The sequence below is a fragment of the Alteromonas australica genome, assembly GCF_000730385.1.
GTDB classification, from domain to species: domain Bacteria; phylum Pseudomonadota; class Gammaproteobacteria; order Enterobacterales; family Alteromonadaceae; genus Alteromonas; species Alteromonas australica.
The window spans coordinates 3,938,415-3,958,139 of sequence record NZ_CP008849.1 but is presented as its reverse complement, the minus strand read 5'-3'; the positions used below and the strand labels follow the sequence as shown (position 1 = coordinate 3,958,139).

Below are 19,725 nucleotides of genomic sequence, written 5' to 3'. Positions count from 1 at the left end.
CGGTGAAGCTTATGGTGAGTGCAAAGGAGAAAATTGCCTACGGGTTAGGCGATACAGCAAGCAACTTCATTTTTCAAACCGTGATGTTGTTTCTGACATTTTACTACACGGACGTGGTGGGCTTATCGGCAGCTGCCGTTGGAAGCATGTTTTTATTAGTGCGGATTTTTGATGCGATTACCGACCCTCTTATGGGCTCGCTAGCGGACAGAACACGCACCCGTTGGGGATCGTACCGCCCTTATTTGTTGTGGTTAGCGCTACCTTTTGCGTTATGCAGTGTACTGGCCTTCACCTCTCCTCAATGGCTCCCCGAAAACGGCAAGCTTATTTATGCTTTTGCCACTTATGCATTGTTAATGTTGATGTATACCGCCATTAATATTCCCTATTCTGCATTAGGCGGTGTGATGAGTGCAGAATCTTCTGAACGAGTATCCATACAGTCATATCGATTTGTTTTCGCCATGGCTGGTGGGCTACTGGTGACTTCGTTTATGTTACCGTTAGTTGAATGGCTTGGAGAGGGAAACGAAGCGCTGGGATATCAGCGAGCAATGATGGTTATGAGTGCTGTTGGTGCCATGCTATTTTTACTTTGTTTTTTAGGCACAAAAGAGCGAGTGCCTCCCTCTAATAATGCGCCAGTAGCCTACAAGTCTCAACTTGCGGCGTTATTTAAAAATGACCAGTGTCGGGTGCTTTGTTTGGTTGCAATAGTACTTCTGACAGGCATGGTAATGCGTAATACACTTGCACTATATTACGTGAAATATGTATTACAGCGTCCAGAGTCTGCCACCTTGTTTGTGACCGCCGGCATGATCGGCAGTATTATTGGATGTGCGCTGGCCAACCCTGTAGCCAAACGGTTTTGTAAAATCAAAGTGTATATTGGCTTACAAATAATCAGTGCCTGTCTTTGCGTTGTTAACTTCTTCATTCCTTATGATGCGTGGTACGCCGCTATTTCTTTGCACTTTTTATGGGGGCTGTTTTTGCAGATGGCGACCCCTTTGTTATGGTCGAAAATTGCGGATGTAGTGGATTATGGCGAGTTTAAAACTGGCCTAAGAATGACCGGCTTAACCTATTCTACCGTGGTATTTTTTATCAAAGTTGGTTTGGCATTAGGAGGAGCGCTGGCTGGTTGGCTACTCGCGTTTTTCAATTATCAAGCGGGCGTGTTCAACCCAGATGTCGCGCAAGGTATTGTTGCCTTGTTTTGCATTGGGCCTGCAGTTGCTTCAATAGGTGTTGCGATAATTATGCGCTGGTATACATTAGATGACCAAACCGTGGTGTCCATACAAAACGCGCTGGGTTTAACGACAAAAACAAATAACGCCTAACAGGCATTTCTCTAATACAGCAGGGATAAGTACACGGGAATCGATGTATTTTTAGAGCACTATGGTAACAATTAAGCAAGTCAGTGAATTAGCGGGAGTGTCTTCAGCAACCGTGTCACGTGTGATAAACAACACAGATACAGTAAAGGAAAAAACACGCAAACAAGTTGTCGATGCCATGGAAAAGCTAGGCTATCGTCATAATGTTATTGCAGCTTCACTCGCCTCAAACAAAACACATACCGTAGGTTATGTGGTGCCAGAATTACATGGTTCGTTTTTCGGTACTATGATGGCGGGGTCGGAAAAGGTACTTAGACAAGCCAACAAACACATGTTTGTGGTTACAGGTCACAGTGATGAAGACCTTGAAAAGAAAGAAATTGAAGCGCTGCTAAGTCGCCGTTGCGATGCACTTATACTGCATGTGGAAGCGGTGAGTGATGCCTATTTGGTTGATTTAGCCAGCCAAGATGTGCCCATGATTATAGTTAATAGGTACATCGAGGACATTGGTGAAAAGTGCATCAGTTTAGACAATGTACTGGGTGGATACTTAGCAACACATCACCTTATTCAACTAGGCCACAAAGACATTGCCTATGCCGCTGGTGCGTTATTTAAAGCTGATGGTATTAACCGCTTAACCGGGCATAAAAAAGCGTTACAGGAAAATGGGCTTAGTTTTCAAGACAGCATGATGGCAGAAGGTAGCTTCCAAGCTTTTTCTGGTGAAGAGTGCGTAGACGAATTAATGGCTCGCAAGGTGCATTTTACTGCCATTGCGTGCGCGAACGATGAAATGGCCTCAGGAGCCATAAATGCATTGCGAAAACATGGCAAACGGGTACCAGAAGACGTATCGGTTATTGGCTTCGATAACGTGGATTTTGCCAGTTACCTAACGCCTAAACTCACCACCATTGACTACCCCATAAGGGAAATAGGTGCGATGGCGGCGCAATGGATTTTAAATCATGCCTACGGAGATGGGAAAATGTCTATTGAGCACATTCTGGCGCCTCAAGTCATTGTGAGAGGTACAACCGCAAAATTAATATGAGATTCGACTTCAGACTAATGGTGGAAGTGCCGACACATCTGTTACCCTGAAAATAATTTATCTAATTTGGTACACCTATGTTTGTCTCTCGCCATCGTTATGAAGAAAAAGCGGCTGAAGTATCGCAACTCCAACAACAATACCACCAAGCGCTTGACAGAATAAGCGCGCTAGAGACTGAAAATCAGTCGCTACATCAACAAAATAACGAGCTGCAGCAGTCACAGTCAACCCAATACGCGCCTGGGATCACCAAGGGCTTGCTTGATTCATTGCAGCAAGTGGGGGGGATCAGAGAAACGGTATTCGCTGCATTTGAACACATAGATGCAGAAAATACAGCCACCGCAGATATTGGCCAGTTATTTAGTGACTCTTCCGGTGTATTGGAAAAAATCATCAAAGACATGGGGGGCCTGAGCTCTCAAATGAGCAGCATGAGCGAGCGCATTTCAGGGTTATCCACCACAGCTGATAACATCAACAAGTTTGTTTCTACGATTACCAGTATCTCTGATCAAACTAACCTGCTAGCACTGAATGCGGCGATAGAAGCTGCCCGTGCAGGTGATGCGGGTAGAGGCTTTAGTGTAGTCGCAGATGAAGTTAGGGCGTTGGCCACCGAAACCAACAAATCAGCGACGGAGGTGTCTGAGTTGGTTAACGGTATCATTCAATCCACAGCGAAAGCGGTGTCTGGGGTTAATGAGCTACGAGGCAACAATGAAGCCCTTGAAGTTGGCATCAATACGCTAAACAACAGCTACGAAGTGATGGTCAACCATTGCGATAGCATGCGAAGCACCATAAGCACAGGCGCACTCAGTGCATTTATTCAAACCGTTAAATTAGATCACGTAGTGTGGAAATCTGAGGTTTATGCGGTACTGTGTGGCTATAGTAGCAAACAAGCCAGTGATTTTGCTGACCATACACAATGTCGTTTAGGTCAATGGTATAGCGACAATCGGAATGCTCAATTGGCCCAACTTTCAGCGTTTAGAGAGCTTGAAGCCCCTCACGCTGCGGTTCACCAACATGGCGTGGCGGCACTGCAAGCCAATATGAAAAATGACCCTCATACTGTAGAAAGCAAAGTGCTGGAAATGGAAAAAGCAAGTGAACGCGTCATGATGGTATTGGATAAACTCACTCAGTAATCTTGGGCTATACTTACCCATAAGGGAAAGCACTAGCCTTAAGTCAGGAGAAAGAGATTTTGGAGCATTCATCACAACAAGGTGAAGCCAAAGAAGTCGCCGAACTTAAGGCTAAGGTGAGCTCACTTGAACGCCAATTAAAGCGTCAAAAACACGCCCGAAAAAATGCGGAGTGGTTTTTAGAAAGCTACTCCAACGACGCCTATCTTGCTAACCAAGCTTTACGTAAAGCGCTTCACGATAGTAAAAAGCGTGAACGAGAACTTCTCTATTTAAATCGCTCTGCTTCTCAACTAACGCAATCCGACAGCGGATCGGGCTTCATTTTTTCCGCCCTCAAGTCGGCGGTGGAATTCACCGATGCCTATTGCGGTATAGTGCTCATCACCTCGCCAGGAAAAGAACCTGAAATAGCGGACAATAAGGTGTGGACCCACGACGAAGGGTGGATAGATGCCCCTGATATGGTGAGTACTATCTTGGAAGCGCTGCCTCTTTCTTACTGTGACGACTATTCTCACTGGTGTGTTAGTGCAATCGATAACCCAAGGATTGAGCAAGAGGTGAGGTTACTCCACTTTATGCAAAAGCTAGGCAAGGATGAAAACGCTTGGTTAGCATTGGTGACTAAAGACGACCATTTAGATGAAGAAATGCTGCATATCTTAGACACCACGAAACATTACCTGCAATTTGGCTTGGGTTATCAAAGCACCAAGCACGAGGTTAGGCATCAAAAAGCCGCGCTTTCATCCATGCAAGAAAACCAAGCACATTTACAAGAGAAGCTGGTTTCTGCCGATAAAATGGCCATGCTCGGACAACTAGCAGCGGGTATTGCTCATGAAATTAATAACCCCATAGGGTATGTGAGAAGTAATACTTCAGTGGCGAAAGATATCTTTAAAGATTATCAAAGTGCCCTTGGCGATATTCAAGGTTTGTGTGAGCAAGCAGGGGGTGACATCCTAGCGCGTTTTCGTGAGTTTGAAGATAGATACTCTCTAAACGAAAGTGCTGAAGCTATTGCCGAAATGTTCGAAGAGTCATCCGAAGGCATTGAACGTATTGTCGAAATAGTTAAAGCGCTTCGTAGTTTTTCATACCCGAGCGCAGGCAAGCGTAGTGCCGTAAGCCTAGTGGAAGCTGTGAATTCCGCGGTAAAACTGACAGCCAACTTACATAAGTACAAAAACAGCGTTAACTTTATTGCGCCTTCTCATGATGTGCAAGTACTAGGAAATGCTGGGCAAATTCAACAGGTATTGGTGAATTTACTTACCAATGCTATTTACGCTACACCTGAAGGGAAAAGCATTTTTATTCGCTTAGACGAGACAGATACGTTGGCCATACTCAGCGTTGAAGATCAGGGGCACGGCATGTCAAAAGATGTGATAAGTAAAATGTTTACCCCATTCTTTACCACGAAACCGCCGGGGGATGGCACGGGATTAGGGATGTCTATTTCGTTAACCATTATTGAAGAGCACGAAGGCGAAATTGAAGTGGTGAGCCAAGAAAATCAAGGGACAACCGTATCGGTTTCGCTTAAACGTGCCTAATTCACCTCGGTACGTATTTGATAGAGAGTGACTTTTTAAAGATGCTACTTTAGTATACAAATTTGTGAATTGTGTTCTAGGCTTATTGTTATGCCTGACAATAACGAACAATTTGTATCACGCTGTGATAACGCTTGATGGAGATAGCGTAAACTATGAGAAGTAATCAGCCCGTCACTCAACGCGAGAACGTATTCCCTCCCCACTACCGTCTTATATCCGCTACCGACCGCCAAGGTGTTATTCAGCACTGCAACGATGAGTTTGTGGAAGTGAGTGGCTATTCCCGCGAAGAGCTTGTGGGTCAACATCATAACCTTATTCGACACCCTGATATGCCAGCATCCGTTTTTAAAGAGATGTGGGCGACCCTTCAGGCGGGAAAAAGCTGGATGGGGCTGGTTAAAAACCGGTGCAAAAATGGCGATCATTACTGGGTGTCGGCGTTTGTGACGCCTGTGTATGAAAATGGCAATATTGTGGGCTACGAATCTGTCAGGATCGCAGCCCAAGACCACGAAAAAGAAAGAGCGCTAGGAATTTACCACCGCTTACAGGAGAATAAATCGCCGGTCAGTATGATGAGTAAAGCCGCTTCTTTACTCGCTTCCGTCTATCCAATATGGCTCATTGGTATCTTACTTGCGATAGGGGCGGGGGTTGCATACGGCGCGTTCGCAGGCTTGTTAGCCCTGATGGCTTCCCTTGTTATGCTCTCATGGCAAAGTAGCGTTAGCCGCGCGCAATGGAAGGGGCTTTTAGCGTTAAGTCCCGCTAGCTACAGCAACGATATTGTGGCGCAAACCTATTATCAGGATGTGAACTATATTGCTCAAGCTAAGCTAGTACTTGCCTGTGAGCTAGCCAGAACTCGTACGGCGCTAACGCGAATTAAAGATGCTTCATTTGGGCTAGAGACAATCGCATCCACCACACATTGCCAAGCAGAAACAACCAGTGCCGCCGTAGTACAACAAAATCAGGCGACACAGCAAATTGCATCTGCCGTTACCCAAATGAGCCAAGCCATCCAAGATGTGGCTCAACGTGTGGAGGCCAATGCTGCAAGTGCGCAAACTGCAGCAGACAATGTTAAAACCGGTAATGACAAAGCTGAGCAATCCATGCAGGCTATTTTGCAGTTACGTCAAGCCGTAGAATCTATTTCTCATACAGTAACAGAACTAGCCCAATCCACCTCTGATATTGGCGAAGCTGCCAGTATTATTTCCACGATTGCCGATCAAACCAATTTGTTAGCCCTTAACGCAGCAATAGAAGCCGCTAGAGCAGGTGAACAGGGAAGGGGCTTTGCTGTGGTGGCCGATGAAGTGAGAACATTAGCCTCAAAAACACGAGAGTCCACGGATAAAATACACAACATTATTCAAGAATTAGAAGCGCGTACCGAACGCGCTGTAAAAGTGTCAACGGAAGGGCTAAGTTCAGCAGAACACGGCACCGAAATTGTTGAAGAGACTCGAGGGGCGCTTAAAGAAATTAACAATGCAGTTTCTGGTATAGCCTCTGCCACTGTTGAAATGTCGTCAGCCGTTGAACAGCAAAGTACCGTGGCCGACCATATTAATCAGCAGCTTGTAGAAGTGGCTGACGGTGCGCAAGACACCCAACAAGCCTCTGAAGCGTCACTCAAAGCCAGTAACGACCTTAAAACAACAGTAGAACAAGTGCATTCGCTTATTCTCCGTTTTAGCACTGACAAGCGCTAGACTCATCTGTGGATAGTTGCCCGCGCGAAACGTAATTCATTCACTACGTAGCGCAGGCAAATCGTTTGAAAAGCACTTTGCTAACGGTAGGTCACCTCGCCGTGGTTAACCGTTAGCCTTTAGCTTTACCACTTCGGCGCTTTCGTCTTCTAAGACGCTCTGTGCCGTTGCACCTTTAAATATCTTAGCCACTTTATCTTTGCTTTTTGCCAACATAATAGAAAGCTCTTCAGCAAGGCTATCGTCTAAGTTAATGCCTTTCGCTTGAATGTATTCTGCTAGCTGGTCGGCAGCGTCAAGCATTTTATCGTATTGATCGGCTTCTTTTTTATCGGTAGTTACCAATTTTTCTACCCCTTTGTGTGTAACAACATACTGTGTGGTAATGGCCATGGTAGGTCCCCTGTTTTTTAAAAGACACAAAAACTGTACAGTATTTTACTGTATAAATAAACAGTTAATTTTGAGGTTTATACACGTATTTGGTCGCCTAGCGAATATCAGCGCCCACCACCGCGCTTGCATAACTTTTGATGCGGGGAACTGGCAAAGTCTGTTATTCTGGGAAAAGCTTCGCCATTTCGGTAGATTTCGCGAAACACCGATGTGTTTAAGTGATGCTGACCCACTACTTTGTCCACGCATAGGAAAAAGACAAGCGACAGAAATTCGGTAGGAAAGGAGATGTAATGCAACAGGCCATTCAACAAGATATTGCTGCCATCCAAGCTATTGAAGCGGTACCGCATATCATGAATATTCTGTCAGAAGCCACAGGGTTACGCTTTATATGCGTCGCCAGAGTCACCGAAGATAATTGGACCATGTGTTCGGTACTCGACAAGGTAGACTTTAATTTAAAGCCTGGTGATGAGCTTGAAATCCAAACCACGTTTTGCAGCCAAGTTCGCCAGTCTGCGAAGGCCATTGTAATAGAAGAAGCCTCTAAAGACAGCCAATATAAAACCAGCCCCATTCCTGTCATGTATGGATTTGAGAGCTATTTTTCTTACCCAATATACAAAACCGACGGCTCATTTTTTGGCACCTTGTGTGGGTTAGATCCCACCCCTACCGCATTAAAAACAGCAAAAATTGATAATCAAATAGCGTCATTTGCTGAGCTCATCTCTCGCCAACTTGAGGTAAACGATCAGCTTAGTTCTGCCAAATCCGCTTTATTCGATGAGCAGTCTGCGGCGAAATTGCGAGAGCAATACATTGCTATCCTAGGCCATGATATTCGTACGCCTTTATCATCGTTAAAAATGGGCGTGGACTTTCTCTCTGAAACACTTTCCGATGGCACTACCCAAAAGGTACTGAAGCGCATGGATAACAGTGTGAATAAAATGAAGCGCCTTATTAATGATGTGATGGATTTCACCCATGGTAAAATGGGCAAAGGCATTACCCTAAATGTACGCTCGTCTGAGACGCTTCAAGAAGTGTTATTGCACGGTGTAAATGAATTGGCTACGCTACACCCCGAATGCCATATTAATACCAATATTCAGGTTTCTGGGCCTCATTATTGCGACCCAGAACGCATAGGCCAATTGCTTTCGAACCTGCTGATTAATGCTATTGTCCATGGCGACCATGCCCACCCTATCGATGTTTATGCCGGTAAGGTGAATGGCGTGTTCACCCTTAGCGTAGCTAACAGCGGTACCCCTATACCAGAAGACACTAAAGCGAAGCTTTTCCAACCTTTTTGGCGGAATAAAAATGCCAAACACTCGGGCGGGCTAGGATTAGGGCTTTTCATCGCCTCTCAAATAGCCGAAGCTCATCAAGGAAAACTGTCAGTGGTGTCAAACGAACAGGCAACGGTGTTTACTTTCTCTGCTAACTTACGTCGCTAAATACGCATTAAGCGGTTTTAGTCGGTGATTAATGCTTGTGCAATTAATTGCCTGCGCGTATAATGCGCGCCCTTACAGCCAACCCAATTCGTTCCTTGTCTCCATACAGTCGGCTGTACTGTCGAGGCTACAACCGTAAGGAGCTATAATGCGTCATTACGAAATCGTATTTATGGTTCACCCTGATCAGAGTGAACAAGTACCTGGTATGATCGAGCGTTATACTACAATTCTTAAGCAAGACGGTGGTCAGATTCATCGTTTAGAAGATTGGGGCCGTCGTCAACTGGCTTACCCAATTGAAAAGCTGCACAAAGCCCACTACGTACTAATCAATGCTGAAGCCACTGCAGAAGCTGTTGACGAACTGGAAAATGCTTTCCGTTTCAACGACGTTATCCTACGTAACATGGTAATGCGCACTAAGAACGCTGTAACTGAGCCTTCTCCAATGATGAAAGAAGAGCCTCGTCGTGAGCGTCGTGACGATTCTGCACCTCGCCAAGAGCGCGCAGAAAAGAAAACTGAAACCACTGAAGACAACGCTTAAGGAGATCACTCATGGCTCGTTTTTTCAGACGTCGTAAGTTCTGCCGTTTTACTGCAGAAGGTGTGACTGAGATAGATTACAAAGATATCGCTACTCTTAAGAACTACATCACAGAGAGCGGTAAAATTGTCCCTAGCCGTATTACTGGTACAAGCGCAAAATATCAGCGTCAGCTGTCTTCTGCGATTAAGCGCGCACGTTTTCTTGCGTTGCTTCCGTACACTGATTCACACAAGTAATTTGGCGAACTTAAGGGGTAGCTAAGATGAATATCATCCTACTAGATAAAATCGCCAACCTTGGCGGTCTGGGCGACCAAGTGACTGTTAAGTCTGGTTATGCTCGTAACTTCCTTTTCCCACAGGGTAAAGCGGTTCCTGCAACAAAAGACAACGTTGAAAAGTTTGAAGCACGTCGTGCTGAACTAGAAGCGAAAATTGCTGAGCAGCTAGCTGCTGCAAATGCACGCGCTGATAAAATCAACGAGTTGGCTGAAGTAACCATCGCCGCGCCTGCTGGTGATGAAGGTAAACTGTTTGGTTCTGTTGGTACTCGCGACATCGCTGATGCAATCACTGCAGCTGGCGTTGAAGTAGAAAAAGCAGAAGTTAAACTACCTACTGGTACTCTTCGTGAGACTGGTGAGTATGACATCGACCTACAACTTCACTCTGACGTAATCACTTCTATCAAAGTGATCATCATTGCTGAAGCGTAAGCGTTGACGTATATGAAAAAGCCGCTCTTTTGAGCGGCTTTTTTGTGTCTATGGGCTTATTTCAGCGCTATTTTTTTGCAATTTTCTCACATTTTTCGCGCCATTCGTCATCAAGCACAGTCAGTTGAGCAAGCGTGTTCGCGAGAACCTTGTCAGCTTTGGTGTGTACGCATTGCATCAAGGTGTTGACGTTCACGCTGTTTTCCTCACGATGAAGTAACGTGACTTCGTCCCCTACGTGAATCTTCCCTGTTTTAATCACTCGGTAATACCAACCCGTTATGCCTCGCTCACCGACAAACCGGTCTAGGTTCGGTATTTCAAAGCGCTGGGATATTTTGTTACATGGCGCCCTTGGCGCGCTTATTTGCAACTCTACCTCGCCGAATTTCCAGATATCACCAATATATACAGTAGCATCATCCATGCCGTCTACACTGATGTTTTCACCAATACTTCCGGCAACGAATTTACCGTCGGGAAAGTGCTTTTGCAAAGTAAGGTAATTAATGGGGGCAAATTGGTGAAGGACTTTTTCTGGCCCTCCATGTAATCGCTTATTCGCCTGATCATCCTCATCTGTCCCATCTTCCCTTACGGTTAATGAAGCAACAGCGGACTTTACAATGCAGCTCGGGGCGCCTCTTGGGCCCAAAGGTTGTGCACGGCCAGCAAAAAGGCCATTAACGGTGAAAACGGCATCCATGAAAACTCCAAAAAAATTGTAGTGACTTTAAACCTTTCTAGTATAGGGTACGACTAACCTAACAATACTAACAAATACGCCAGCCAAAAACCGCGAATGTTCAGGCTTGCTAATAAATAATAGAGATTATCATGGAGCACACCCAACAACGTGTCATACACGCCAGTACGGTGTCGGTATCAAGCGACGAACAGGCTGTTATATCAGCTGCGCAACGAGGCGATAAGCAAGCCTTCAAGGCGCTGTACCATGGGCATGTGGGGCGTGTTTACGCTTTATGTTTTCGCCTAACCGGTGACAAAGGTTTAGCTGAAGATGCGACCCAAGAGGTGTTTATCCAGTTATTCAATAAATTGAGTAACTTTAACGGTCAGAGCCTATTTACTACATGGCTACACAGTGTAACAGCAAATGTCACTGTGGATTATATGCGTAAGCAGCGGGGATGGGTAAAGCGCATGTTTAACCTTGAAACGAGTTCTGCAATGACAAATGTCGCTGAATCTGACAGCGCAGAAGTCGATTTGGAAGCGCTAATCTTACGGTTACCAGAACGCGCGCGCATGGTGTTTGTGCTGCATGCCATAGAGGGTTACCGACATGAAGAAATTGCGGCCATGTTAGGCATGGCGATAGGATCTAGTAAAGCGCAGTTTCACCGTGCGAAGCAATTGATAAAAGGTTGGATGGGGTGTGAAGATGAATGATTTCGACAAACAATTACACGCTAAAATCGACGACTTGCCAACAGAGAAACAGCCACAGCGAGATCTCTGGAAAGGGATTGAGTTGGGACTAACGTCTGAAGCCATTGTAGAAGAAAAAGCGGTTTCGACTAGAGTGTCATCAAATCAGTGGTTCGCACTGGCAGCCAGTGTGTGTTTGGCCAGCGTGTTATGGTTAACGGTTCCTCAGTTTTTCGATACGCATGACAAGGAGAGCCCAGGCTATGCCTTAGTGGAATCAATGAGTCAGCAACAGCAACAGCAAGTTACCAGTTTACTTGCTAGTTATCAAAGTGTGCCTGCGGTAACGGATAACTGGCAAGCGCAAATGAATGAGTTAGACGACGCGGCGTTGGCTATTAAAACAGCCCTTAAAAACGACCCAAATAACGCGGCGCTTATTCGAATGTTACATCAAGTTTATCAACAACAAATTGCCCTAATTGAGCGAGTGCACGCGCCCAAATGGCAGCAAATCTAAGGAGAATTCATCATGAATTTCTATAGCAACTGTTCTACTTATGCACGCGTGCTTTCGCTAAGCCTATTTACCTTAGGCCTTAGTCTGGCAAGTACCCCAGCTGATGCCGGTGAAAAGGTGGATCGTACGTTAGACACTGGCTCCTCACCTAAGCTCGATATAGAGCATGTAAATGGTAAAGCGGATATTCAAGTTTGGGATAATCAGCAAGTCAAGGTGGTAGGCGAGCTAAGTGATAGAACCAATGAGTTCATTTTTGAACGCAAAGGTAACGTGGTTATCATACACGTTGAAGTAAACCGACTTGGCAAAAAGTGGTGGGAAAATAACGACGAAGGCGACGATCTGACCATTTACGTGCCTAAAGACAGCGATATTAATTACACTGCGGTTAATGCCGATGTGTATTTAGAAGGTGTCACCCAAGGTGCCAACGTCGAGGTAGTAAATGGAAATGTGAGTATCAGCAATACAGGTAAACGGGTAAAAGCCGAATCAGTGAACGGTGATATTACCCTAGAGAATGTCTATGGTCGTTTAGATGCAGAGACAGTAAATGGCGAAATACAAGCTGCCCATATAGGCAATGAAATGGTGTCGTTTGCATCTGTGAACGGCGAGATTGCGGTGACGACATCTAGCCCTGATGTCACCGTCGAAACCGTCAATGGTCAGATTGATTTGACGCTACAGACTGTTGATGCGCTATCTATTAACACCGTCAATGGCTATGTAAAAAGCCTCCTTACACTTAACCCTAATGGCAGGGTGAAGGCGAGTTCAGTAGGTGGAACCATCAATATGGTATTTCAGCCAGGGGTGTCAGCACAGTTCGATATTGAGACCCATGCTGGCGGTAATATTTCAAACAATATATCTAGCGACAAGCCTCAAAAACCAAAGTACGGCCCGAGTAGCTGGTTGCGCTTTATCAACAATGGTGGCGAAGGCAGTGTAGATATCTCTACTGTCCATGGTAGTATCACCATAGACGAAAAATGAATTAAATAGTCAAAATCTAATTAGTTATAACGATTGAAAAAACAAAATCTGCCCCCATTTCTTCACCATCAACACATGAATGATGAGAAAGAAAAGGGGCAGACTCAGAAATTGAACGCCGCCGCACTTTTTATTTTCTTCTGTGTTATCAACGTATTTTATTGTCGTTTTGTCTTAAGAAATGAACGCTCTTCTACTGGGAGGCTCATATTCTGTAGCGAATAGGACGAAAAAAGTTTAAATAAGGAGTTTTTCGTGGGTGTTGTACGCCATTTTAAGCGGTTTTGGCGCTTTCACAGTTTTATTGCCCTTTCACTCAGTGTCAGTGCGTTTACCCTAGGTTGTGCGGTAAAAGAGCCTGCCTTTTTTGAGGGAACATGGGTGGTGACAGAGGCGCACCAACCGGGTATATCTGCTGTGTCACCACAGCAGGCACAAACGATATTAGGCCGTTCTCTACAATATAAAAGTGATAGGGCGACGCTGAATCAACAACAGTGCATTACCCCGCGTTATCATGAACAACAGTTTCATCTAGATGACTTTAGCCAATATTATCGCGTGGATGCTAAATCACTTGGCTTTGTCCCAGGCAAAGTGACACAAGTCACCATAGATTGCGGACTGGGCGCAAAAGATATAGGTAGCACTTTGGTGTTTCAGGAAGATACCACGGCTTATACTGTTTTTGATGGTACCTTCTATCGCATAGAAAAAACGTTAGAGGTGGCACCCATATAGCCCCTCTATTATCCGCTGGTTGAGCCGATTCACCTGATTAAAATTTTGACCTTCAAACGCTTTGGGCAATATCCTTTATTGTTCAAAGCATCGCAAAAGCGCATAATAGCAAGCTGGATTTTTGGTGAACTAAGAAGGTAACGTTAGTGGTATCTCCTCCCCAAGGCGATAAAAGCGTAGAGAAATTGAAGGTTCCGCCTCATAGCATAGAGGCAGAGCAGTCAGTTCTTGGCAGCATGCTTATTGATCCTGAAAGCTGGGATAAAGTGGCTGAGCTGGTCACAGACACGGATTTTTACAACCGTTCTCATCAAATTATCTTTCGTGCCATTATTAGGTTGCTGAACAACAGTAACCCAGTGGACCTTATCACAGTGTCTGAAGAGCTTGAAAAGCATGATGAGCTCGAGGATGCGGGAGGGTTTGCTTATTTAGGCGAGCTTGCTAAAAACACCCCGAGTTCTGCAAATGTGGTCTCTTATGCTCAAATTATCAGTGAGCGTGCCATAACCCGTGAACTCATTGGTGTGGCACACGAAATTGCAGAAGTTGGCTACAACCCAGAAGGTCGCGACAGCGCAGACATTCTCGACTTAGCCGAAAGTAAAGTGTTTGAAATCGCCGAGCGCAGAACCGGCGAGAACGAAGGCCCCCGTGATGTAGAGTCGGTTTTAGGCAAGACCATTGACCGTCTCGAAGTGTTGGTAAAAACCAATAAAGAAGTGACAGGGGTAACCACCGGGTTCACCGATCTTGATAAAAAGACCAGTGGATTACAGCCATCAGACCTTATCATTGTGGCAGCTCGACCCTCTATGGGTAAAACCACTTTCGCCATGAACTTGGTCGAAAATGCCATGATGTCGGAAGAAAAGCCGGTACTTGTGTTCAGTTTAGAGATGCCGTCGGAACAAATCATGATGCGTATGCTGGCGTCCCTTAGTCGCGTGGATCAGACGAAAATCAGAACCGCACAGCTTGATGATGAAGACTGGGCGCGTATTTCAAACACCATGGCCATGCTGAAAGACAAAGATAGCTTGTTTGTCGATGACTCTTCTGGGTTGACGCCCATGGATGTGCGCAGTCGAGCAAGAAAGCTAGCACGAGAACGTGGCGGCATCAGTTTAATCATGGTGGATTATTTGCAACTTATGCGAGTCCCTTCGCTGAGCGACAATAGAACCTTGGAAATTGCTGAGATTTCCCGTTCATTAAAAGCGCTGGCGAAAGAGTTGGAAGTGCCCGTGGTTGCCCTGTCGCAGTTGAACCGAAGCTTGGAGCAACGGGCAGACAAACGTCCAGTTAACTCTGACCTTCGTGAATCAGGATCTATCGAGCAGGATGCCGACCTTATCATGTTTATTTACCGTGATGAGGTGTATCACGAGAACAGTGAAGATAAGGGCGTGGCTGAAATTATTATTGGTAAGCAGCGTAATGGACCTATTGGTACCAGCCGTCTGACTTTCCAAGGCCAGTTTTCCCGTTTCGACAACTATGCAGGCCCTGCTGTGCCTGATGAATATTAGAATTGCAGCGTTAACTCGTGTTAACAGAGCAATAAAAAAGGCGCCTAGGCGCCTTTTTTAATAAGAGTGACTATTACTTCTCTTCTGGAACTTTAACAGTGTCTTTCACTGTTACTGAAATGCGACGGTTTACACGGTGCGCTTCAGCATTGCTCGCAGTATCAAGTAGACGGCTTTCACCGTAACCGATAGTTTCTAGACGGTCTGAATCGATACCATACATATCAACCATTACATCTTTGAAGTTAGCAGCACGACGCTCAGAAAGGTCCATGTTGTACGCTTCAGAACCTGGAGCAGACGTGTGACCTTCAATTACCGCAGTGGTTGAAGGATATTGCTTCATGAACTCAGCAAATTCTGAAATTTCAGGATCTTTAGGCATTTTCACAACAGCACTTTCGTTGTCGAAAAGAACGCGTAGGGTAATTTCTACCGTTTCTTCGTCAAATACTGTACAGCCTTTCGCATCAACTTTTACGCCAGCAGCTGTGTCAGGACACTCGTCCATTGCATCAACAACACCGTCATTGTCGGCATCTTTGATTGCACAACCTTTCGCATCTACTTTCGTGCCAGCAGGCGTGTTTGGACATTGGTCAACACTGTTAAGAACACCATCGTTGTCGTTATCTACGCTACAACCTGTTGCATCTACACGAACACCAGCTGGCGTCATAGGGCATTGGTCACGGCTATCAACTACGCCATCGTTGTCGCTGTCTTGAGGCGCCGCTGGCGTTGATTTACCGAATGGAATGCTTACACCCACTTTAACGCTGTAGTCGTTGTAGTCTTCACCGAAGTCGTGGTAAGTCGCGATTTCTGTGATAACTTTAACCGTATCAGACAAATCCCAGTGTTTACCGATACCGACGTTAGCAAGGGTAGTTGACTCACCTACTGACTGGCGCTTAATACCACCAAACAGGTAGTACATGTCGTCAGGCATGAAGTAAAGTGCGTCGATACCGACCATTTCGCCGTCTTCAGATGTAGAACCTGTGCTGATTGCAGATGTGTAATCAAGTTCTAGGTCAGTATATTCAATACGAGCAGCCCAGCTTTGCGTAAAGCGGAAACCGTATTCGAAAGATATACCTTGACCATCATCATAAACGCCTTCAGTAAGCGGACGACCTGGGTCGGTGTTATAAAACATACCCGATAAACCAAACCACTGCTTATATTCCGGCTCTGAAGAGTCTTGTGCGAACGCAGTTGTAGATAGAACAGCTAAAGAAATTGCTGCCAATTTAAAGTGTTTTTTCATAGTCACATCCTGTTTAACGTTGAGTGATTATCGATTTGTGATAATTCTTTCTAGTGCTCAACTAAATAGCTAAGCACGATTTATGCCTATTTGTTATATAGAGCTAGTTTCAGCTCCTTGTAATGTGGCAATAATTCTTCTTGGGCCGCCATGATTGCGGTGTTCACCTAACATAATCCCCTGCCATGTACCTAGCAGGAGTTTACCTTTTTCTACAGGCACGGTTACCTGACAGCCTAGTATACTTGATTTTAAGTGCGCTGGCATGTCATCACTACCTTCGTAAGTGTGCCTGTAAAAAGATAAATTTTCTTTTACAGTATGGTTAAAGAAACTCTCCATGTCCGCTCTTACGGTAGGATCGGCGTTTTCATTAACCGTTAAACTCGCACTCGTATGCTGTAACCATAAATGCAGCACACCAATTTCAACTCTTTTTAAATCCGGCAAGGCTTCAATAATGTTATCAGTGATTAAATGAAAGCCTCTTGGAAATGCCGGGAGTGTAATTTTTTCAGAGTGCCAGAAATTATTTATCAAAACATATTTCCAAGTGCGCTAAACCTTCATCGCACATGAAGGGTAAAATAATTTTGGCGCCATCTACTTGGTGGCTAATGGTATGTTGCTTGCCTGAAACCACGATAGGGGTGGCCATACCAAATTCATAACCCCGCTCAGCAAGGTCGCGCTTAGCACTGCCGCATATCATGTTAGTCACTTCGCCTACCATGTCGCCCACTTCTGCATCAAGCTTTTCAGGACGCTCGCCGACCATTCTTTCCATAATGGTCAGGGCTAACGCTTCATCAAAGGTAATCGACATCGAGCCTCTTACATTTGGGCCCACCATACCGATAAGGCCAGAAACATCGCCCTTAGCTACATCACTTTGTTTACGCTTTGGTTTACCTGGTGTCAACTTGGTTTGCGCCATTGTCTCCATAACGTTGAGCAAGCCGCCAATGAAAGGGTTTACAAAATCAGCATTCATGTGAGTGTTCCTCGGCCACGGTTTCTTCCGACGCTTGGCAATCTGCACAAAGACCATGTGCTTCTATGGTTTGCTTAGAAATAAGGAAACCGTTTGCCTTGGCTTGATTATCTAATGTGTCTTTTAAACCTTCTGACTGTATCTCTGCAACGTCACCACAACTGTCGCAAATTAGAAACTGTACAGGGTGTTTACAACCAAAATGATAGCAAGCAACAAAGGCTTTATTTGATTCCAGCCGATGAATTAAACCAAAATCCAGTAAAAAATCTAACGCGCGGTAAACAGTAGCGGGTTTTGCACTAGACTCTGTTTCCTTCAAAGCATCTAGCATTTCATAGGCGCCCATTGGCCCATGCTTGGAGACTAAGATTTCATACACCTTTTCTCTTAGCGGTGTGAACCTTGCTCCTCGCTGTTCGCAATAAACGCGGGCTTTATGGATCAGCGTCGTATTATTCATTAATTACTACCATTATATACGTTGTTTATTCTACTGCGGTACACGGTGTGTCACCTGTGACGCAGCATCGCTCGCGTACATGTGCTCTATTAGCTCATCTTCAAACCCAAAACGTTCTTCTAAGGTTTCGCCAAGATTCGCTAATGCGCTATCAAAATGTTCAGCTTGTTCAATGGTTACGGCTTCGGCAAATTTATCATTAAACTCAAGCGCAGCATCAGTCGTTTGCGTAAGTTTAGGGTAAAGACGGTGTTTTAGCGCCTGCCCGTTTTCGTCATTATCTACCAGCATATCGAACACTTCGAAATGGCCGGTAGAAAGGTAATCCATTAGATTTTCGCAAAACTCTGAAATATCGTTTGCCTCGGGCAACGAGCTATTATGCGTATTCAGGCCTGCCAATGCGCAATAGCTTACAAGTAAGCGCTGCCTTGCTAACAGCCAGTTATCAACGGTTTCACTTTTACCGCCCCATTTAGCTTTCACTCTTTCTAACTGCTGTAACATGTTTGGGTCCTTCCTTAAAACCGATAACCGCTCAGCGCAAATGAGTTTTAGTATAACACTCTGCTAACACGACACAAATTGAACCGTGATAAAAGCTTACATTATATTTATGTTATCTTATCGGCAAATATATAGCGAATAGGTGGCAATATTATGATGATAAAACGCAGTATTCAGCATCTTTCGGCCAAAGCAGGCCATTGGGTGATTGTAAGCAATGACCGTATCATCATTCGTAAGGGCGACAACAATATTCCATCGGGCAGTATAGGCGATTTTCATTTTCTTGCTGAGTATGCAGACGATATCCATGAGTTACCGCCCTTATCTGAACCCGTAGCAGAGAAAAACGCGCCTGTGTATGTGGTGGATTTAGGGGCTGAACGTGTCGAAGCCCCTGAGTGGGAAGCCGTGTCACTGCGACATTTGCTTTACGAGCAGCAAAATACGGTATTTTCGGTCATTGGACGCGCATGGCAGTATGTTCACTTTCTTCGTACCCATAGGTTTTGCGGCAAATGCGGCGCGCATACAGAGCGAGTGAATTGGGAAATGGCTGTGCATTGCCATCGCTGTAATCATAGAAGTTATCCACGGGTGTCGCCCTGTATCATTGTCTCTATCCATAGCGAAAATCAGCTTCTTCTTGCCAAAGGCGTGCGTCACAAAGAAGCGAACATGTATTCCACATTAGCGGGGTTTGTTGAAAGTGGTGAATCTTTAGAAGAAGCGGTTCATCGCGAAGTGTTTGAAGAAGTGGGAGTTAAGGTCAAAAATATTCAATACTTTGACAGCCAGCCTTGGCCGTTTCCACATTCAATTATGGTGGGCTTTATCGCCGAGTATGAGCAAGGTGACATTCGTTGCCAAGAAAATGAAATTGACGACGCACAATGGTTTTCGCCTGCTGCTTTACCGAATATTCCGCCAAAGTTGTCTATTGCGGGACAGCTAATTGAGGCCACCATAGAAAAAATGAAGGCTAAAAATGTGAAGGATGAGTAATAAGCTAGGAGAGGCGCGTTAACCTTATCGCTAAGGTAAAGCAGTGAATAAAAAACCCTGCCGAAGCAGGGTTTCAATGAGATTAGCACGGTCCCTTGAGGGCTTCTTTTTCGTTGCTGGTAATAGTAATAGCAAACCCCTACGGTTAAATCAAGACTAAAGTTCAATATAAGTTCATCTTATTTAATCAGGGTTTGGTCTCATGGGGTGATTTTTACTAAGGTTTTAATACATTAACCCAGATTACTGGTATAATTTTGACGTTTTGAATTAATTTATTTGATTAGGTG

The 19,725-nt window shown here is 45.0% G+C and carries 22 protein-coding genes; 15 read left to right on the top strand and 7 right to left on the bottom strand.

Annotated features, from left to right (window positions below; genetic code table 11):
- Nucleotides 1-11 precede the first annotated feature (11 nt).
- The 5 genes from EP13_RS17250 to EP13_RS17230 all read left to right on the top strand — a co-directional run bounded on the left by EP13_RS17250 (nucleotide 12) and on the right by EP13_RS17230 (nucleotide 6,870).
- Nucleotides 12-1,352, top strand: a complete 1,341-nt coding sequence (locus tag EP13_RS17250) for a glycoside-pentoside-hexuronide (GPH):cation symporter (RefSeq protein ID WP_044058364.1) — start codon at nucleotides 12-14, stop codon at nucleotides 1,350-1,352.
- 61 nt (nucleotides 1,353-1,413) lie between these two features.
- Complete coding sequence (locus EP13_RS17245; protein WP_044058363.1) at nucleotides 1,414-2,415, top strand: LacI family DNA-binding transcriptional regulator; 1,002 nt, start codon at nucleotides 1,414-1,416, stop codon at nucleotides 2,413-2,415.
- A 77-nt stretch (nucleotides 2,416-2,492) separates the two neighbouring features.
- Nucleotides 2,493-3,575: a methyl-accepting chemotaxis protein gene (locus EP13_RS17240; RefSeq protein ID WP_044058362.1), complete on the top strand. Its 1,083-nt coding sequence runs from the start codon at nucleotides 2,493-2,495 to the stop codon at nucleotides 3,573-3,575.
- Nucleotides 3,576-3,634: 59 nt separating this feature from the next.
- Entirely contained in the window at nucleotides 3,635-5,140 is a 1,506-nt protein-coding gene (locus EP13_RS17235; protein WP_044058361.1) for a sensor histidine kinase, read from the top strand.
- A gap of 155 nt (nucleotides 5,141-5,295) precedes the next feature.
- Nucleotides 5,296-6,870, top strand: a complete 1,575-nt coding sequence (locus tag EP13_RS17230) for a methyl-accepting chemotaxis protein (RefSeq protein ID WP_044058360.1) — start codon at nucleotides 5,296-5,298, stop codon at nucleotides 6,868-6,870.
- Between the two features lie 105 nt (nucleotides 6,871-6,975).
- On the opposite strand, the gene EP13_RS17225 is transcribed toward EP13_RS17230, so the two are convergent.
- The gene (locus tag EP13_RS17225) at nucleotides 6,976-7,263 is read right to left on the bottom strand and encodes a YebG family protein (RefSeq protein ID WP_044058359.1); all 288 of its coding nucleotides are present in this window, start codon (nucleotides 7,261-7,263) and stop codon (nucleotides 6,976-6,978) included.
- A 296-nt stretch (nucleotides 7,264-7,559) separates the two neighbouring features.
- Here EP13_RS17225 and EP13_RS17220 point away from each other — a divergent pair, with 296 nt between their 5' ends.
- The 4 genes from EP13_RS17220 (at nucleotide 7,560) to rplI (ending at nucleotide 10,006) form a co-directional block, all read left to right on the top strand.
- Nucleotides 7,560-8,738 carry a GAF domain-containing sensor histidine kinase gene (locus tag EP13_RS17220; protein WP_044058358.1) on the top strand — a complete coding sequence of 393 codons (1,179 nt, stop codon included), beginning with the start codon at nucleotides 7,560-7,562 and terminating at the stop codon, nucleotides 8,736-8,738.
- Nucleotides 8,739-8,886: 148 nt separating this feature from the next.
- Nucleotides 8,887-9,288: a 30S ribosomal protein S6 gene (gene rpsF / locus EP13_RS17215; protein WP_044058357.1), complete on the top strand. Its 402-nt coding sequence runs from the start codon at nucleotides 8,887-8,889 to the stop codon at nucleotides 9,286-9,288.
- A gap of 11 nt (nucleotides 9,289-9,299) precedes the next feature.
- Nucleotides 9,300-9,527, top strand: coding sequence for a 30S ribosomal protein S18 (gene rpsR, locus EP13_RS17210; RefSeq protein ID WP_012519954.1), 228 nt, complete (start codon nucleotides 9,300-9,302; stop codon nucleotides 9,525-9,527).
- Nucleotides 9,528-9,553: 26 nt separating this feature from the next.
- Nucleotides 9,554-10,006: a 50S ribosomal protein L9 gene (gene rplI / locus EP13_RS17205; protein ID WP_044058356.1), complete on the top strand. Its 453-nt coding sequence runs from the start codon at nucleotides 9,554-9,556 to the stop codon at nucleotides 10,004-10,006.
- A 67-nt stretch (nucleotides 10,007-10,073) separates the two neighbouring features.
- Here the strand turns inward: rplI and EP13_RS17200 are convergent, their stop codons facing one another.
- A complete protein-coding gene (locus EP13_RS17200; RefSeq protein ID WP_044058355.1) occupies nucleotides 10,074-10,712 on the bottom strand; it encodes an MOSC domain-containing protein in 639 nt (212 codons plus the stop codon).
- A gap of 131 nt (nucleotides 10,713-10,843) precedes the next feature.
- On the opposite strand from EP13_RS17200, the gene EP13_RS17195 reads away from it, so the two are divergent.
- From EP13_RS17195 to dnaB, 5 genes are all read left to right on the top strand, one after another.
- Nucleotides 10,844-11,419, top strand: coding sequence for an RNA polymerase sigma factor (locus EP13_RS17195; RefSeq protein WP_081869531.1), 576 nt, complete (start codon nucleotides 10,844-10,846; stop codon nucleotides 11,417-11,419).
- A complete protein-coding gene (locus tag EP13_RS17190) occupies nucleotides 11,412-11,918 on the top strand; it encodes a hypothetical protein (RefSeq protein WP_044058353.1) in 507 nt (168 codons plus the stop codon). Before EP13_RS17195 ends, EP13_RS17190 begins: the two co-directional genes overlap by 8 nt.
- A gap of 12 nt (nucleotides 11,919-11,930) precedes the next feature.
- On the top strand, nucleotides 11,931-12,920 hold the full coding sequence (locus EP13_RS17185; RefSeq protein ID WP_052364461.1) for a DUF4097 family beta strand repeat-containing protein: 990 nt from the start codon (nucleotides 11,931-11,933) through the stop codon (nucleotides 12,918-12,920).
- Between the two features lie 255 nt (nucleotides 12,921-13,175).
- On the top strand, nucleotides 13,176-13,661 hold the full coding sequence (locus EP13_RS17180) for a hypothetical protein (RefSeq protein WP_044058352.1): 486 nt from the start codon (nucleotides 13,176-13,178) through the stop codon (nucleotides 13,659-13,661).
- 146 nt (nucleotides 13,662-13,807) lie between these two features.
- Complete coding sequence (gene dnaB, locus EP13_RS17175) at nucleotides 13,808-15,193, top strand: replicative DNA helicase (RefSeq protein ID WP_044058351.1); 1,386 nt, start codon at nucleotides 13,808-13,810, stop codon at nucleotides 15,191-15,193.
- Between the two features lie 73 nt (nucleotides 15,194-15,266).
- Here the strand turns inward: dnaB and EP13_RS17170 are convergent, their stop codons facing one another.
- The 5 genes from EP13_RS17170 to rsd form a co-directional block, all read right to left on the bottom strand.
- Complete coding sequence (locus tag EP13_RS17170) at nucleotides 15,267-16,466, bottom strand: OmpA family protein (RefSeq protein ID WP_044058350.1); 1,200 nt, start codon at nucleotides 16,464-16,466, stop codon at nucleotides 15,267-15,269.
- A 93-nt stretch (nucleotides 16,467-16,559) separates the two neighbouring features.
- Entirely contained in the window at nucleotides 16,560-17,006 is a 447-nt protein-coding gene (locus EP13_RS17165) for a secondary thiamine-phosphate synthase enzyme YjbQ (RefSeq protein WP_044058349.1), read from the bottom strand.
- On the bottom strand, nucleotides 16,996-17,460 hold the full coding sequence (locus tag EP13_RS17160) for a chemotaxis protein CheX (RefSeq protein ID WP_044058348.1): 465 nt from the start codon (nucleotides 17,458-17,460) through the stop codon (nucleotides 16,996-16,998). Before EP13_RS17160 ends, EP13_RS17165 begins: the two co-directional genes overlap by 11 nt.
- Entirely contained in the window at nucleotides 17,450-17,923 is a 474-nt protein-coding gene (locus tag EP13_RS17155; RefSeq protein ID WP_044058347.1) for a transcriptional repressor, read from the bottom strand. The genes EP13_RS17160 and EP13_RS17155 overlap by 11 nt, the downstream gene beginning before the upstream one ends.
- Nucleotides 17,924-17,953: 30 nt before the next feature.
- Entirely contained in the window at nucleotides 17,954-18,430 is a 477-nt protein-coding gene (rsd, locus tag EP13_RS17150) for a sigma D regulator (RefSeq protein ID WP_044058346.1), read from the bottom strand.
- 153 nt (nucleotides 18,431-18,583) lie between these two features.
- Here rsd and nudC point away from each other — a divergent pair, with 153 nt between their 5' ends.
- On the top strand, nucleotides 18,584-19,435 hold the full coding sequence (gene nudC / locus EP13_RS17145) for an NAD(+) diphosphatase (RefSeq protein ID WP_044058345.1): 852 nt from the start codon (nucleotides 18,584-18,586) through the stop codon (nucleotides 19,433-19,435).
- Nucleotides 19,436-19,725 lie beyond the last annotated feature (290 nt).